14 protein-coding genes are annotated in these 15,016 nt (G+C 38.7%); 9 read left to right on the top strand and 5 right to left on the bottom strand.

Features of this window, described 5'->3' with window-relative positions; all coding sequences use genetic code 11:
• The 6 genes from LUD75_RS12150 to LUD75_RS12125 form a co-directional block, all read left to right on the top strand.
• On the top strand, positions 1-223 hold a 223-nt coding region (locus LUD75_RS12150; RefSeq protein WP_232705939.1), incomplete at its 5' end, for a hypothetical protein.
• Between the two features lie 29 nt (positions 224-252).
• Positions 253-1,419, top strand: a complete 1,167-nt coding sequence (locus tag LUD75_RS12145) for a zinc-dependent alcohol dehydrogenase (RefSeq protein ID WP_232705937.1) — start codon at positions 253-255, stop codon at positions 1,417-1,419.
• A gap of 231 nt (positions 1,420-1,650) precedes the next feature.
• Positions 1,651-3,162: an acyl-CoA dehydrogenase family protein gene (locus LUD75_RS12140; protein WP_232705935.1), complete on the top strand. Its 1,512-nt coding sequence runs from the start codon at positions 1,651-1,653 to the stop codon at positions 3,160-3,162.
• 373 nt (positions 3,163-3,535) lie between these two features.
• Positions 3,536-3,958, top strand: a complete 423-nt coding sequence (locus LUD75_RS12135; protein ID WP_232705934.1) for a cold shock domain-containing protein — start codon at positions 3,536-3,538, stop codon at positions 3,956-3,958.
• 34 nt (positions 3,959-3,992) lie between these two features.
• Positions 3,993-4,187 (top strand): cold-shock protein, encoded by a 195-nt coding sequence (locus tag LUD75_RS12130; RefSeq protein WP_028123823.1) that lies wholly within the window; start codon positions 3,993-3,995, stop codon positions 4,185-4,187.
• A gap of 17 nt (positions 4,188-4,204) precedes the next feature.
• Complete coding sequence (locus LUD75_RS12125) at positions 4,205-4,534, top strand: SemiSWEET transporter (protein ID WP_232705933.1); 330 nt, start codon at positions 4,205-4,207, stop codon at positions 4,532-4,534.
• Here the strand turns inward: LUD75_RS12125 and pdeM are convergent.
• The 5 genes from pdeM to LUD75_RS12100 all read right to left on the bottom strand — a co-directional run bounded on the left by pdeM (position 4,531) and on the right by LUD75_RS12100 (position 11,441).
• Positions 4,531-5,175: a ligase-associated DNA damage response endonuclease PdeM gene (pdeM, locus tag LUD75_RS12120; RefSeq protein WP_232705932.1), complete on the bottom strand. Its 645-nt coding sequence runs from the start codon at positions 5,173-5,175 to the stop codon at positions 4,531-4,533. The genes LUD75_RS12125 and pdeM overlap by 4 nt on opposite strands.
• 98 nt (positions 5,176-5,273) lie before the next feature.
• Entirely contained in the window at positions 5,274-7,730 is a 2,457-nt protein-coding gene (locus tag LUD75_RS12115; RefSeq protein WP_232705931.1) for a ligase-associated DNA damage response DEXH box helicase, read from the bottom strand.
• Positions 7,731-7,895: 165 nt separating this feature from the next.
• Entirely contained in the window at positions 7,896-9,476 is a 1,581-nt protein-coding gene (locus tag LUD75_RS12110; protein ID WP_232705930.1) for an ATP-dependent DNA ligase, read from the bottom strand.
• A gap of 305 nt (positions 9,477-9,781) precedes the next feature.
• Positions 9,782-10,804 carry a ligase-associated DNA damage response exonuclease gene (locus LUD75_RS12105; RefSeq protein ID WP_232705929.1) on the bottom strand — a complete coding sequence of 341 codons (1,023 nt, stop codon included), beginning with the start codon at positions 10,802-10,804 and terminating at the stop codon, positions 9,782-9,784.
• Positions 10,805-10,934: 130 nt separating this feature from the next.
• Entirely contained in the window at positions 10,935-11,441 is a 507-nt protein-coding gene (locus LUD75_RS12100) for a pyridoxamine 5'-phosphate oxidase family protein (protein WP_232705928.1), read from the bottom strand.
• 165 nt (positions 11,442-11,606) lie between these two features.
• Here LUD75_RS12100 and LUD75_RS12095 point away from each other — a divergent pair, with 165 nt between their 5' ends.
• The 3 genes from LUD75_RS12095 (at position 11,607) to ligD (ending at position 15,016) form a co-directional block, all read left to right on the top strand.
• Positions 11,607-12,386, top strand: a complete 780-nt coding sequence (locus LUD75_RS12095; RefSeq protein WP_232705926.1) for a Ku protein — start codon at positions 11,607-11,609, stop codon at positions 12,384-12,386.
• Positions 12,387-12,476: 90 nt separating this feature from the next.
• Positions 12,477-13,088 carry a DNA polymerase ligase N-terminal domain-containing protein gene (locus LUD75_RS12090; protein WP_034979719.1) on the top strand — a complete coding sequence of 204 codons (612 nt, stop codon included), beginning with the start codon at positions 12,477-12,479 and terminating at the stop codon, positions 13,086-13,088.
• Positions 13,089-13,153: 65 nt separating this feature from the next.
• Entirely contained in the window at positions 13,154-15,016 is a 1,863-nt protein-coding gene (gene ligD / locus LUD75_RS12085) for a DNA ligase D (RefSeq protein WP_232705925.1), read from the top strand.

Raw genomic sequence — 15,016 nt, 5'->3', positions numbered from 1 at the left:
TGGTACAATTCTTTTTGTAAATGAAGCTTACAAACATTGTAAAGCCATCTATTTCGGAAACGAAACTGATGAGATCTTAAAGGCAAGTAACGTGAGCAAGAAAAATCACGAAGATCCCGCCATTGTCACTTCACAAAACCAAAATTCTGATGACGCCTTTATAAAAGCCGTTGCAAACCACAGGGTCTGGGAATTGGAAACGCAAAGAAATAATCCAGCTTAACATCAACTCACCACAAAATATTAAGAATTATGAAGGCAGCAGTTTTTCATGCGCCAGGTAAAATTACCTGTGACACAGTAGAAGATCCAACGATCGAGGATCAAAATGATATCATTCTAAAAGTAACATCAACTGCCATTTGCGGCAGCGATCTACATATGTACACCGGAGGAATGCCTCAGCTAAAACCAATGGTTATGGGGCACGAATTTATGGGAATCATCGAAGATGTTGGTAAAAATATCACACATCTCAAAATTGGCGATCGGGTAGTAGTTCCGTTTCCAATCGCTTGTGGAGGCTGTTATTTCTGCGAACACGATCTACCCGGAGCTTGTGAAAACAGCAATCCTGATCACTACGGTCCGGAAGGGGGAATACTTACTGAAAAAGGTGGCGGAATGTTTGGTTACACAGATTTATACGGCGGCTACAGCGGCGGACAAGCACAGTATGTTCGCGTTCCCTATGCTAATTTCGGTCCAAGGAAAGTTCCCGAAAATCTGACAGATGAGCAGGTTCTTTTCTTAACTGATATTTTCCCAACCGGGTATACAGGCGTGATGTGGGGAGATCTGAAAGGCGGAGAAACAGTTGCAGTCTTCGGCGCAGGTCCTGTCGGATCTATGTCGGTTAAGAGTGCGATCCTTCACAACGCAAAAAAGGTAATAGTAATTGATACTCTACAATACAGACTGGATCAAATCAAAAAACTAACTGGCTGCGAAACTATCTTATGGGAAAGTGCAGAACAGACTGTTGATGAAATCAGAAATCTGACACAAGGACGAGGTGCAGATCTTTGTATCGATGCAGTTGGTTTTGAACCCGAAAGAAACTTATTGGATAAAGCAAAAGCCGTTCTGAATTTTGAAAAAGGTTCCATCAAAGTGCTGGATGCTTGTCTGAGCGGTGTCAGAAGAGGAGGAATTGTTTCAGTATTGGGTGTTTATCCTGTAAATTATGATAATTTCAGACTGGGACAGATTTTCGATAAAGGCATTACTTTGAAAGCCGGACAGTCTCCTGTGCACGCTATCATAGACAAATTATTGAAATATGTGGAAACAGGCCAGGTAAAATTAGATGATATCATCACGCACAAACTTAGTCTGGACGAGGTGGCAAAAGGTTATGAAATATTCCACAAAAAGGAAGATGGCTGTGTAAAAGTAGTTTTGGATCCGTGGAAATAAGACAAAACATATTGAAAGAAGACTGTAATTATAACAGTCTTCTTTTACTTATTTAGCATAGAAATTAACATAAGTTTACCAAAATAGTGTGAACCAATTAATTATCTTACCTTTGTTTTATTATTTATAATTGTGAAGCTGCTGAATTATCGTAATGATTCATTGCCATTCGCCTCACACTGTTTTTTTTGCTGTAAATGATGGCTTACAGCGTTTTATCTCTCAAACTATATGAATGCACTAGCATTGGATTTACCTACCGATTCTTACACAGAATTCTTGGAACGTTTCAAAACTTCTATTTCTTCACTTTTTCAAAAAGAAAATATTGATCAGCTTAGCCTTTCGCGAGGTTTGCCGCCCAATGTCTGGAAAGAAATTTTTAATTTGAAACCATTATCCGTTGCTATCCCTAAAGAATTTGGCGGTAGAGGTGTGAAAGTAAAAGAGTGTCTTGGCCTTCTTTCCGCAGCTTCGTATGAATCTTTGCCTTTGTCTTTGACATTTGGGATCAATATTGCACTTTTCCTGGAGCCTTTGGCAAAATACGGAAACAATATTATCAAAGGTGATATCTTCAAACATTTCTTAGATTATGGCGCAATGGGTGGTTTGATGATCACCGAGCCGGATTACGGAAGTGATGCCTTGAGTATGAGAACTCAAAATCAATTGATCGATAACGAGTATCATGTAAAAGGTACAAAACACTGGCAAGGTCTTACAGGATTGGCCAATTATTGGCTGATCACTTCCAGAAACGCCAATGCAGAAGGCAATTTGGGAAGAGATGTAGATTTCTTCATCGCAGACACGCACAAACCAAATCAAAATATCGAGGTTCTAGAATATTATGACAACGCGGGATTGTATATGATTCCTTATGGTCTTAATAAAGTAGATGTCAAACTTCCTCAGGAAAATAAATTGATCCCAGAATCTACAGGATTAAAATTGATGCTGGACGTTCTTCACAGAAGCAGATTCCAGTTTCCAGGAATGGGAATGGGGTTCCTAAAAAGAATGATGGACGAGGCAACCACACATTGCAAAGAAAGAATCGTTGGAACATCCAATCTTTTCGCTTTGGACCAAGTTCAGTTCCAATTGGCTAAAATGCAGTCTTATTTCACGCTTTGTTCAGCAATGTGTGCGAAGAGTTGCAAAGTGAGCGGCATTGAAAATGATGTTTCTGGAAGCGGTGTTCATGCGAACAGTATGAAGGCTTTGGTGACAGATATGATGCAGGATTCTGCACAGATGTTGGTACAGCTTTCTGGCGGAAAAGGTTACAGATTGAGCCACATCGGTGGACGCGGCATTATGGACAGCCGTCCGTTCCAGATCTTCGAAGGTTCCAACGAAATGCTTTACACGCAGATTTCAGAAGGCATCTTGAAAGATATGAAGAAGAAGAAAACTGATAACTTGGGAGATTATCTTGCCATTAACGAGTTGACAGCCAATGCTTCAAAACTTTATAAAAAAGAATTTGATTTTACGATTGGAAGTCCAATCTCTCAGAGAAAAATGATCGATCTTGGTAAAATTATCGCAAGAGTTGTAACCGTCAATGACCTTTTGGAATTGAACAACGAAGGTTTCAGCCAGCAATTGACAGATAACTCTATCGAAATGGTGAGACAGGAAATCGTAATGCTTCTAGCTTCCCTGCAACATCACAAAGACATCAGCGCATTATGCGAAATTGGTGATAACAGTGATTGGATGAAGTTCGCTTAATCAATCCATTACAAAATATAAAGACCTCAAATCATCCTTGTTTTGAGGTCTTTTTTTATTAATAAATTTTCAAAAATTTTTAATATTTATATTAATTTATAAATCAATTATTTGAAAACGTGAAAGTTTCATAAATTTGTTGTATATTTGCATTATAATTTATAAAAAGAGGTGTCTGCCTTGCTTTTTCTGTTACAGTTTAGAATCACAATTTTTCTCTCCCCAGTTTTCGCTTACAGTACCAATCTTTAAATTTTAATTTTCGAATTAAAATTTTTTGCCGACCTCGATTATTAAATTATAAAAAATGATGCCCGTGGAAAGGCATTATCATTACCAAAACAAAAATATTAATATAATACTTAAATAATTTATGGCAGATTCTTTCTCCAAAAAAGAAAATTTCAAGAAAAAAATCGCAAAACAAAAAGAAAAGGCTATTCGTCGTGAAGAGCGCAAGTCCAATAATGACAAAGGTAAAGAAGCAGAATTTATGTATGTGGATGCATACGGAAGATTGACTTCTACACCGCCAGAAGAAAGATTGGAAGTAAACTTGGATGATATCCAACTAGGTGCAGCGCCTATCGAAGCCGAAGAAGCTGTGAAGACAGGAATTGTAACATTCTTTAGCGAGAAAGGTTACGGTTTTATTACAGAGGATGGTAACAAAGAAAACGTTTTCTTCCATAGCAACAATTGTGTGCACTTGGTGAAAAAAGGAAACAAGGTGTCTTTCGAAAAGGAAAGGTCTCCAAAAGGTTACTCCGCTATCAACATTCAACTTATCAAATAGATAATAATAACAACAATTTTTTAATACCATTACAATGCAAGAAGGCACAGTAAAATTTTTCAACGAAACAAAAGGTTTCGGATTCATTTCTCCATCAGCAGGAGGAGACGACATCTTTGTACATTCATCAGGTTTAGTTAGCAGAAACATTCGTGAGAATGACAAAGTAACTTTTGAAGTACAAAAAGGACAAAAAGGATTAAACGCAGTTAATGTAAAACTTGCGTAAGCATAAAAGTTTTTCCTATGAAAATGGTAAGCTCCGAATTTATTCGGAGCTTATTTTTTTGGCTTTATTTTGGATTGATGACCAGTATGGACGAAAACTTACTCGGAATAATCGCAGGTATCCTGACATCGGTCGCAATGATGCCACAACTTATCAAAGTCATTAGAGAAAAAAACGTAGAAGATATTTCTGTGGTAATGCTCTTGGTCTTGATTTCCGGACTTTCACTTTGGGTCTGGTACGGAATCCTGAAAGACGAATTACCAATTATTTTATCTAATGGATTTTCAGTCTTGGTCAATTTGACCCTGTTGACGTGTTGTCTAATCTTCAAAAATAAAGATTAAATCTCATAGATTTCAGAATCGGTGAAGACAAAGTAACTTCCTTTCTTAGGAATATTTTTCGTGTCCAATCCCGTAAACTCGCTGAACGCGGGCAACAATAATTGTTTTGAGGTCTGGGCGAAACAGGGGAGTTTTATTCTTTTTACAGGAGAATTAATAACAAAACCCGGATGAATATGTCCCGTAATCTGAAATTTTGGATTTGACCGGTCAAAGTCGTGGACAAAAGCAATGTCATCAATTTCCAAAGAAGCACTTCTGGAATCCAAACATAATTTCTTTTCCAAAGTTTTCGAAATCTTGTCGTGATTGCCTTCTACGAGACAGAACTTAATCTCTGGATATTGATTTTGCCACGCGCAAAATTCGTCAACATCAGAATTATTTCCTGCGTGCAACAAATCGCCAACGATAATAAATTTATCGGGCTGGAAATTTTCAATTAAAATAGATAAACGCTCCAAATCATTTTTCATAATATGATTGGCCAAAGCGATTCCGTTTTTCCGGAAATGAGCGGTTTTTCCGATATGTAAATCTGAAAAAATCAAGGCTTTTTCTTTTTCCCAGAATAGCGCGCGTTGATTAGTTAAGGTAAAAATTTCGTTATGTATCGTAATATCTTTAGTCGCTATATTCATTTAAATTTATCATTTTTCATTCTGCAAGAACTTAATTTTTTTAATATCGGCAACGTTAAAATTCCTTTGGAATGACAATTTTACGGATATCTTTCGACTCAATCGTCTTTAATATTTCTACCGGATTGCTTAATTAATTTTTGAATTCTCGCATCGAGATTTTCACTCGTCAAAGTCTGTCTCAAACTGTCAACCTTAATCGGAAAACTTAAAGGCGTAAATTTATTGGAATATTTTAAAATAAACTTCGATTTTTCAATCCTTTTAAAAGCTTCCACCAATCTTTGCTCCTGCAACTGCATATTAAAAACTTCCGTATAGGCCTGTCTCACGAGAAAATGATTCGGGTCGTAATCTTCGAGAACTTTGAAAATTAGTCCGGCTGAACTCTGCAAAGCTTTATTCGAACGTTGCTGTCCGGGGAAATTCTGCACGACCATCCCCGAAATCACCGCAATATCTCTGAATTTACGGCTTGCCATTTCTGCTGAATTGATACTCGAAATCACATCAACCATCAGATTATCTCTGGTCAGAATTCTATCTAAATTATCTTCAGTCACAGGAATTTCTTTGTCACTGAACAGTTCAAAACCGTAGTCATTCATCGCCATCGAAAAAGAAATCGGAGCCAGTTTGGAAATCCGGTAGGCAATCAAAGCCGCCATCACTTCGTGCACCAAACGTCCTTCGAATGGATACATAAACAAATGATAACCTTCGCGGTTTTTAATTAATTCAATCAAAAATTCATCTTCTCTCGGAATGTGCGAACGCTTTTCCTGATTGGCTAACAATGGATGTAAAAACTTCAGTTCTTTTTCAGAAGCTTTTGGATTTAATGCTCCTGATAATTTTTCTCTTAAAAAATGACCCAGATTTGAACTTAAAGGCAATCGTCCACCAAGATAACTCGGAGCCTGCGCTTTTCCTTTGGAAGCCCGCACGAAAACAGTCATATCTTTTATCATTGCCACTTCCAAAACCCGACCAGCCAGAATAAATTTCTCCTCTTTCTTCAGTCTTGAAATAAAATATTCCTCAACCATCCCGATATAACCGCCGGAAATAAATTTCACTTTCAGCATCGCATCGCTGACAATCGCTCCCATATTCATCCGGTGCAGCATTGTAATTTTTCTGGAAGTCACTTTGTGCAGACCGTCTTCCATCACGACAACCTTGTGATACTCTTCATAGCTTTTTAAAGCACTTCCTCCAATCGTGAGGAAATCAATCATCGCTTTCCATTCCTCATCTCTGATTTCCTGAAAAGTATAGACTTTTTTAATTCTTTCGTAAACTTCGTTCGGTAAAAATCCATCACCAACCGCCAAAGTCATCAGAAACTGAACAAGGACATCGAAACACAAAACCACCGGCTCCCGTGGTTCGATAACTTTCTGTTTTACAGCTTCTTTTAAAGCCGCAACTTCAATCAGTTCCAGAGAGTGGGTGGGAACACAGAAGATTTTTGAGGTTTCAAAAGGGGAGTGGCCACTTCGTCCGGCACGTTGCAGAAATCTCGCAACGCCTTTCGCAGAACCAATTTGAATGACCGTATCAACAGGTTTAAAGTCAATTCCCAAATCCAAAGATGATGTGGAAACAACGGCTTTTAGCTTTCCTGAACTTAAATTTTCCTCAATCCAGATTCTAAGATGCGCATCAATCGAACTGTGGTGAATGGCGATTTGTCCGGCAAAATCTGGGTAGGCATTCAGCAAAAGCTGATACCACATTTCACTCTGACTACGGGTATTCGTAAAAACGATAGTCGATTTGGATTCTAAAATAATCGGAACCACTTTATCGGCCAGTTTTTGTCCGAGATGTCCTGCCCAGGGCAAAAGTTCGACTTCATCCGGAAACACAGAGATAATATCAATTTTTTTAAGTTCCTTAGCTGTAATTTTTGTTTTTTTAATGTCATACGGAATCAAAACATCCTGCGCTTCTTCAAGGTTTCCGATTGTCGCTGTAATTCCCCAGATTTTAAGTTTAGGAACATAATGAAAGAGCTGAGAAATTCCCAATTCGACCATCACGCCCCGTTTTGAACCGAGCAATTCGTGCCACTCATCCACTGCAACGCAATGGATATTGGTAAAGAATTGCTGATGGTTTTTCTGTCCAAGAAGTAAGTGGAGACTTTCAGGTGTGACCACCAGAATTTCAGGCATATTTTTTACCTGCTGCTGACGCACTTTTGGGTCGGTATCACCGTTTCTGACGCCGACTGCCCAGTCTAAACCAATCTCATCAACCGCTTCCTGCATTGCTTTGGCGATATCTTTTGAAAGGGAACGCAATGGCGTAATCCAAATCATTTTAAGCCCTTTTTTATAATGGTCAGGATTCGTCAGAAAATCTGAAACCAAAGCTAAAAATACCGAAAACGTTTTCCCAAAACCGGTTGGAGCAACCACCATTCCGCTGTAGCCACTGCAAAATTTCTTCCACGTATCGACCTGAAATTTAAATGGCGAGTTGCCCTTTTCCATCATCCAGTTTTGAATGATTTTAAAGCCTTCGGTATTTTCGTAGTTGCTCATTTTTTAACTGCATAAATATTTCAACACAAAGTCACAAAAGAAAAGTTTTAATTAATACTTTTTAAAGTTCAAAAAAGGCTTTGCCATCAGCTTTTTTGAACTTCTGATTCTCATTAATTAAAACAATTACAAAAACTTTTGTGACTTTTGTGGTTTAAATCAAATCTACTGTATCAGTTTCTTAATCTCTTCAATATCATCAATATCGTTCACGGTTTTGTCTTTTCGCCATCTTAAAATTCTCGGGAAACGCAATGCCACACCGCTTTTGTGTCGGTTGCTGAAGCCAATTCCTTCAAATGCAATTTCGAAAACCAATTCAGCTTTCACAGTACGGACTGGACCGAATTTTTCAATAGCATTTTTATTCACAAACTTGCTGACTTCCATTATTTCCTTATCGGTCAATCCGGAATAAGCTTTGGCAATAGTAACCAATTTATCGCCACTTTTCACGGCAAAACTGTAATCGGTGTAGTAGGCGCTTCGTCGGCCGCTACCTTTTTGGGCGTAAATCAAAACAGCATCAATAGTCAACGGACTGATTTTCCATTTCCACCAGTCGCCTTTTTTCCGTCCGGAATGGTAGTGTGAATTTTTCTGTTTCAGCATCAAACCTTCACTGTTGATTTCCCTGGAATTTTCTCTGATTAAATCTAATTTGCTCCAGTCTTCAAAATCAATTGCCTGAGAAATTTTAATGTTTTCCGGCTCTTCATTCAATAACAATTCCTCCAGCATCGCTCTTCTGGCGGAGATGGGTTTTTCCCTTAAATCAGTTCCTTCCAGTTCCAGAATATCATATGCAAAAACTTCAATCGGAATTTCAGCGAGCATTTTTTTAGTTAAAGTTTTACGGTTCAAACGTTTCTGTAATTCATTAAAATTTAAAACATTACCTTCCATTACCGCAAGTATTTCTCCATCTATCACAAAGTTGCCTTTCATCGCTTTTACGGTCTCGGCAATTTCGGGAAACTGCTCTGTGACCAATTCTTCACCACGCGACCAAATAAAAACTTCACCGTTTCGTCTGATAATTTGTCCACGGATTCCGTCCCACTTATATTCAATCAACCATTCATCAGGTTTCCCCAAATCTTCCAGCTCTTTTTCAAGAGGATAAGCCAAACAGAAAGGGTAGGGTTTTGAGTTGTCGGGATTGATATTTTCAGCCGAAATCAATTCCTGAAATGAAACTTCATCAGGTTGCCATTTTCCCATTAAACTGTGCATCAAAGTGCTCGCTTCCTGTCCGGAAAACTTGGTCAGAGAATTAATCAAAGTCTTTGAGGAAACCCCAATTCTAAAACTTCCACCAAGTAATTTATTGAAAATCAATCGTTCCGTGTAATCCAAACCATTCCAGGAATTAAGAACAAATTCTTTTTTCTCAGCTTCAGTTTTCGTTTTCAGTCCGATGATTTCATTCATCCATTCAGATAAAGTTATCTCTATTTTTTCAGTTGGTGGCGGAAGAATCAATGATATGGTTTCTCCCAAATCGCCGACTGAAGAATAACTTTCCTGAAAAAGCCAGAATGGCAGTTGGGTAATTTCCAACGCCCATTCTTTCATATAGTTGGTGTTCACATTTCGCTTGGGTCTTTTCCCCGTAAACAGGGCGATGAACCACAATTTATCATCATCAGGCGCACGCTCCAGATAATCGATAATGGCATCGATTTTAGCATTGGTTTTATTTGTGCTTTCGAGGGCGTTGATGAGTTCTGCGAAATTTTTCATTGCTTATCTTTTGTTTAATTTGGGCAGCTTAATCCGCCTTCCGTTCTCAATCTTTTTTTGCAAGACGTTTTGTCTTTAATTGAAGTTTCATTTTATGCAAAAAAAGGATTTCCACTCAAGTCGGGCTGCGAGCAATTCGATGTTTAAAAATTAAAAGGTTACTCCTACGAAGCTCTTATCCATTCTTGTTATAATTTGCTATTACCAGGTCGCTCCTACGGAGCTGTTAAAATTTACTCCAGCTTTTTTCAAATCTGAAATCTGCTCTTAAATTATGTCGCCAAACTTGCCAAGGTTATTTAGAATCAATCATTATCTTTTACAACTTCTTTTTCAGTTACCTCTTCATCATCGTCGCCATACAAGGTTTCTACAACATCAGATTTAATTCCGAGTTCATTTAAATATTTCGAAAAAACTTCGGTCTGTCCGTGCGTTACGTGAACGATTTCTGCTTCAGTTGCTTTAATGGCCTGCAATAATCCTTTCCAGTCCGCGTGGTCGCTCATCGGAAAACCGGCATCCATACTTCGCCACCTTCTCGCGCCGCGAACCTGCATCCAACCGGAGCAAATTGCTGTTGCCGCATCCGGAATTTTCTTAATGACATTGCTATCGAGCAAAGCTGGCGGAACTATGACAATATCGCCTGCAACGTGTTTAATGCTTTCCCTGAAATCGGGAACTTCATAATCCGGAAGCACAATTCCGACTTCTTCAAAGGCTTTATTCAGTTTGCCAATCGAATAGTGAACGTGGATTTTTCCCATTCCTTCGACGGCTTTCATAATTCTTTGCGCTTTGCCTAAAGAATATCCGATGAACACAGAAGTCTTCTGATTTTCCTGATTTCTTAAAACCCAATTCTGCAGTCTTTTATTTAAATCCGGAACTTCGAGCCAATTGTAAATGGGAAGTCCGAAAGTACTTTCCGTCACAAATTCATTGCATTTTACCAACTCAAACGGTGTACTCAAACCATCATCCTGAACTTTGTAGTCACCCGAAATCACGCTCACATAACCTTTATATTCCAGACGAATTTGCGCCGAGCCAATGATATGACCAGCCGGATGCATTGAAAGTTTGACACCATTAATGTCTAAAACCTCGCCATACTGCAAGGTCTGACATTCGATATCCGGAGAAATTCTTTGATGTAAAATAGGTTTTGTGAAATGATGACACAGATATTTTTTCATTCCCCAACGGGCGTGGTCAGCGTGTCCGTGCGTGATAACAGCATAATCTACAGGTCGCCAAGGATCAATATAAAATTTCCCCTGCGGACAGTAAATACCTTTGTTTGTGAATGTAATGAGTTTCAAAAGTGTGATGATGTTGGTGTTATTTGAATATTCAAAAAGCTGACCAATTGTTTTTCTTTTATTAATTCTAAAAAAAATCTCCAACAATAAATGATTATCGTTGGAGAAATTATATTGTCAATTAAGAAAATTAAATAGTCGCGTTTCCTTCGACTCCGTCAGAATTATCGGTTTTATTTCCCGTGATTGCTGCAGTTGCGAAAGTAAGAAGGCTTACTAATTTGCCGGCTTTCGTGTCCCAATAATAGGTTTCTTTCGGCTCTACTCTGATGATGGAAACGTTGGGGTCATCTTTGCCGTCGAACCAGGCGTTTGCCATTGGCGACCATTTGTCCTCGATGGTGGATTTGTCTTTATAAATGTAAGCATCGCCGAAGATGGAAAGGTATTCGGAATCGCTGTTGTTCATAAAATAAAGCTGAACGCGTTTGTCTTCTTTAATCTCGAAATTTTTGTTGCTTGTTTCACTGCTGATGAACCAGAGATTTCCGTTCTCATCGGCTTCCTGGATTCCCATTGGTCTGGAATTGACCGGCAATCTGTCCAACTCTGTACAAAACATACAGATTCTCGCTTTTTCCGACAGTTCTTTGATTTTTTCTATTGCTTCTTGGTTCGTTAAATCTTTTGTAGACATAATAATTTATTTTTTAGTGATGATTTCTGTAGCAGTTACAAATAATGTGCTAAAAGATTTCAATCTTGTTAATAATGAAATTTTAAAAATTTTGATGATGGAATATTTATTGTAACAGAATCAGTAATAATTTTTCATTATTAATTTCAATTTTAAAACTGAATTATGAGAGCAATCTGGAATGGAGCCATTGGCTTTGGACTTGTAAATATTCCCATCAAATTATATTCTGCGACAGATTCCAGCACCTTGGATTTGGATATGTTGGACAGCAAGGATTTGAGTAATATCAAATTCAAACGTGTCAACGAAAAATCTGGAAAAGAAGTGGTTTGGGAAAATATTGTCAAAGGTTACAAACTTGAGGACAAATATATCGTTCTAGACAAAGAAGATTTCGCGGCGGCAAGTCCGGAAAAATCCAAAGTTCTCAGTATTGCCCAATTCGTTAAACAAGATGAAATTGATTCTGCCTTGTTCGAAACCCCATATTTCCTTGAACCTCAAAAGAATGGTGAAGCGGCCTACAAATTATTATTAAAATCATTGATGAAAACCAAAATGGCCGGCATCGGTTCTTTTATTTTAAGAGAGCGTGAAATCCTATGTCTGATTCGGCCTTACGATGACAAAATATTGATGGTCAATAGAATGCGTTATCCTGAGGAAATGAGAAGCTACGAAGATTTGAAAATCCCAACCGGAAAAGCACCGAAACCGGACGAACTCAAAATGGCAGAGTCATTAATCAAATCTTTGGCAACCACTTTTGACCCTTTAAAATACAAAGACACTTACAACGCAGATTTACTGAAAATCATCAAGCAAAAAGCAAAAGGCAAAAAAGTGAAATTGGTGGAAGAAAAAGAACCAAAAGGAAAAACCTCCGATTTGATGGCAATGCTGAAAGCCAGTCTCGAAGGCAAAAAGAAAAAAGCCGGGTAGAATATGTACAAGTAAAAGGCTTCGAGAACCTCAGCCTGACAAATATCAAATTCTCTAAAACACTCAAACTCTCAAACACTCCAACCCAAAATGGCACTCGAGGATTACAACAAAAAACGGAACTTCAAAGAAACTTCAGAACCGAGTGGAAAGGAAAAGGCTAGCGGTAAAAAACTGAAATTTGTGATTCAAAGGCACGCAGCGTCGCGATTGCATTATGATTTTCGGTTGGAAATGGAAGGTGTTTTGAAAAGTTGGGCCGTGCCGAAAGGACCATCGCTGAATCCATCCGACAAACGATTGGCGATGATGGTGGAAGACCATCCTTATGAGTACAGAACTTTTGAAGGCTCGATTCCAAAAGGGAATTATGGTGCCGGCGAAGTGGAAATTTGGGATGAAGGAACTTACGAACCCATCGAAAAAGTGAAAGGCAAAACAGATGACCTTGTGATGCGCGCCGAACTGCATAAGCAATCTCTGAAATTTATTCTTCACGGCAAGAAATTGAAGGGCGAATTTGCATTGGTCAAAATCAAAAATCCACAAGAGGACAACGCTTGGCTGCTCATCAAACATAAAGACGATTTCGCGGTTTCCGACGATTACAACGCCGAAGAACATACATCCAAAAACTCAAAAGTAACGGCTTACCTCGAAGGGAAAGACAGTAAAAAAAAAATACCGCCTCCGAAAGCATAAAGCATTTTAAAAATTACACACCAGCACTTTCCGGCGAGAAAAAACTGTCGGAATTCATTGTGCCGATGTTGTGCAAAACCACTGATAAACCTTTTGATGATTCAGATTGGGCATTCGAAATCAAATGGGATGGTTATCGAGCAATTGCGGATTTAAGAAATGATTCTGTCGGATTGTATTCCAGAAATGGTCTCGATTTTTCTCAGAAATTCAAAAAAGTGGCGAATGCGCTGAAACTTCAGGAACACGAGATGATTCTGGATGGTGAAATTGTCGCGTACGACGACAAGGGAAAACCGAACTTCCAATGGCTTCAAAGAATTGGCGACAATCCTGATTTGGCCTTAATTTATCAGGTGTTCGATTTGCTTTGGCTGAACGGACATTCGACAGAGGAACTGACTTATCTTGAACGGAAAGAATTGCTGAAAGAAGCTTTGGTTCAAAACGACATTGTCCAATTCCACGACCACATTATCAAAGATGGAAAAGATTTTTATCAAGTCGCAAATGACCTTGGTTTGGAAGGAATCGTTGCGAAGAAAACCGATAGCACTTACAAAGAAGGCGTCCGAAGCTCGGAATGGCTGAAGATTAAAATCAATCAAACCGATGAAGCGATTATTTGCGGATTTACCGAACCAAAAGGCTCTCGAAATAAATTTGGTTCCCTGATTCTAGGGAAATATCTGGACGGCGAAATGGTTTTTTGTGGTCACACGGGAACAGGTTTCAACGACAAAGCGCTTTCTGAACTTCATCAATTAATGAAACCTTTGATTGTCGAAAAATCGGTCTTCAAAATCACGCCGAAAACCAATGCGAAAGCGACTTGGGTGAAACCGGAGTTGGTTGCGGAAATCAAATTTACGGAAGTGACCAAAGATTTTATTTACCGTCATCCCGTTTTCCTGCGACTTCGTGAGGATGTGAAACCGAAAGATGTGGAATTCAATGCTGAAAACAAATCAAAAATTGAAATTGTGAAAAAAGCTGAACCAAAAACCAGAACTGCCAAAAACGAAATCACCAAAAAAATCGGAAAACAGGAATTGAAACTGACCAATCAAAACAAAATCTATTTTCCCGATGATGACGTGAGCAAAGGCGATGTCATCGATTATTATCAAAGCATTTCGAAATATATTCTGCCACATCTCAAGGCGCGTCCGCAATCTATGAATCGTTTTCCGAACGGCATCAAAGGCTTGAGTTTTTACCAAAAAGATGCATCCGATGAAACGCCCAATTGGATTGAAATTGAAAAAGTTTTTTCGGAAAGCAGTGACAAATACATCAATTACATCATTTGCAACGACAAGGAAACTTTGGCCTATCTCAACAATCTCGGTTGCATCGAACTGAATGTTTGGACTAGTAGATTGCCGAAAGCCGATTTCCCAGATTACTTGGTTTTGGACCTTGACCCATCAGATAAAAATACGTTTGAAGACGTCATTGAAACAACTCTTGCTGTCAAAGAAGTTTTGGATTTGGCTGGAATCAAAGCAGTTCCGAAGACTTCGGGAAGTTCAGGAATTCACATTTATATTCCGATGGGCGCGAAATATGATTACGAGCAAGTGAAGGATTTTGGACATTTGTTAATGCAAATGGTTCAGCAAAAGTTGCCCGATTTGACAACCTTGGAAAGAAGTCTTCAAAAGCGTGATAAAAACAAAATCTACCTCGATTATCTTCAAAACCGACGTGGACAGACACTTGCCAGTGTTTACAGTCTTCGACCAAAAGAAGGCGCGACCGTTTCGATGCCGTTGGAATGGGATGAGGTGAAAGTTGGCTTGAAGCCGACGGATTTCACTATTCACAATGCTTTGGAACGCTTGAAAGAGAAAGGTGACCTCTTTAAATCTGTGCTTGGAAAAGGTGTTGATATGTTGAAGGTGATTAAGAAATTGGAGAAATAA

It is taken from the genome of Epilithonimonas sp. JDS (assembly GCF_021261315.1).
Classification (GTDB): Bacteria; Bacteroidota; Bacteroidia; order Flavobacteriales; family Weeksellaceae; genus Epilithonimonas.
Note: the sequence above shows the minus strand (reverse complement) of the source record. Positions and strands in the feature narration are given on the sequence as shown.

Bases quoted from the DNA above. Each gene is read 5' to 3' on its own strand.
- LUD75_RS12145 (WP_232705937.1), top strand. From the start codon at position 253: ATGAAGGCAGCAGTTTTTCATGCGCCAGGTAAAATTACCTGTGACACA.
- LUD75_RS12140 (WP_232705935.1), top strand. From the start codon at position 1,651: ATGAATGCACTAGCATTGGATTTACCTACCGATTCTTACACAGAATTC.
- LUD75_RS12135 (WP_232705934.1), top strand. From the start codon at position 3,536: ATGGCAGATTCTTTCTCCAAAAAAGAAAATTTCAAGAAAAAAATCGCA.
- LUD75_RS12130 (WP_028123823.1), top strand. From the start codon at position 3,993: ATGCAAGAAGGCACAGTAAAATTTTTCAACGAAACAAAAGGTTTCGGA.
- LUD75_RS12125 (WP_232705933.1), top strand. From the start codon at position 4,205: ATGAAAATGGTAAGCTCCGAATTTATTCGGAGCTTATTTTTTTGGCTT.
- pdeM (WP_232705932.1), bottom strand. From the start codon at position 5,175: ATGAATATAGCGACTAAAGATATTACGATACATAACGAAATTTTTACC.
- LUD75_RS12115 (WP_232705931.1), bottom strand. From the start codon at position 7,730: ATGAGCAACTACGAAAATACCGAAGGCTTTAAAATCATTCAAAACTGG.
- LUD75_RS12110 (WP_232705930.1), bottom strand. From the start codon at position 9,476: ATGAAAAATTTCGCAGAACTCATCAACGCCCTCGAAAGCACAAATAAA.
- LUD75_RS12100 (WP_232705928.1), bottom strand. From the start codon at position 11,441: ATGTCTACAAAAGATTTAACGAACCAAGAAGCAATAGAAAAAATCAAA.
- LUD75_RS12095 (WP_232705926.1), top strand. From the start codon at position 11,607: ATGAGAGCAATCTGGAATGGAGCCATTGGCTTTGGACTTGTAAATATT.
- LUD75_RS12090 (WP_034979719.1), top strand. From the start codon at position 12,477: ATGGCACTCGAGGATTACAACAAAAAACGGAACTTCAAAGAAACTTCA.
- ligD (WP_232705925.1), top strand. From the start codon at position 13,154: ATGTTGTGCAAAACCACTGATAAACCTTTTGATGATTCAGATTGGGCA.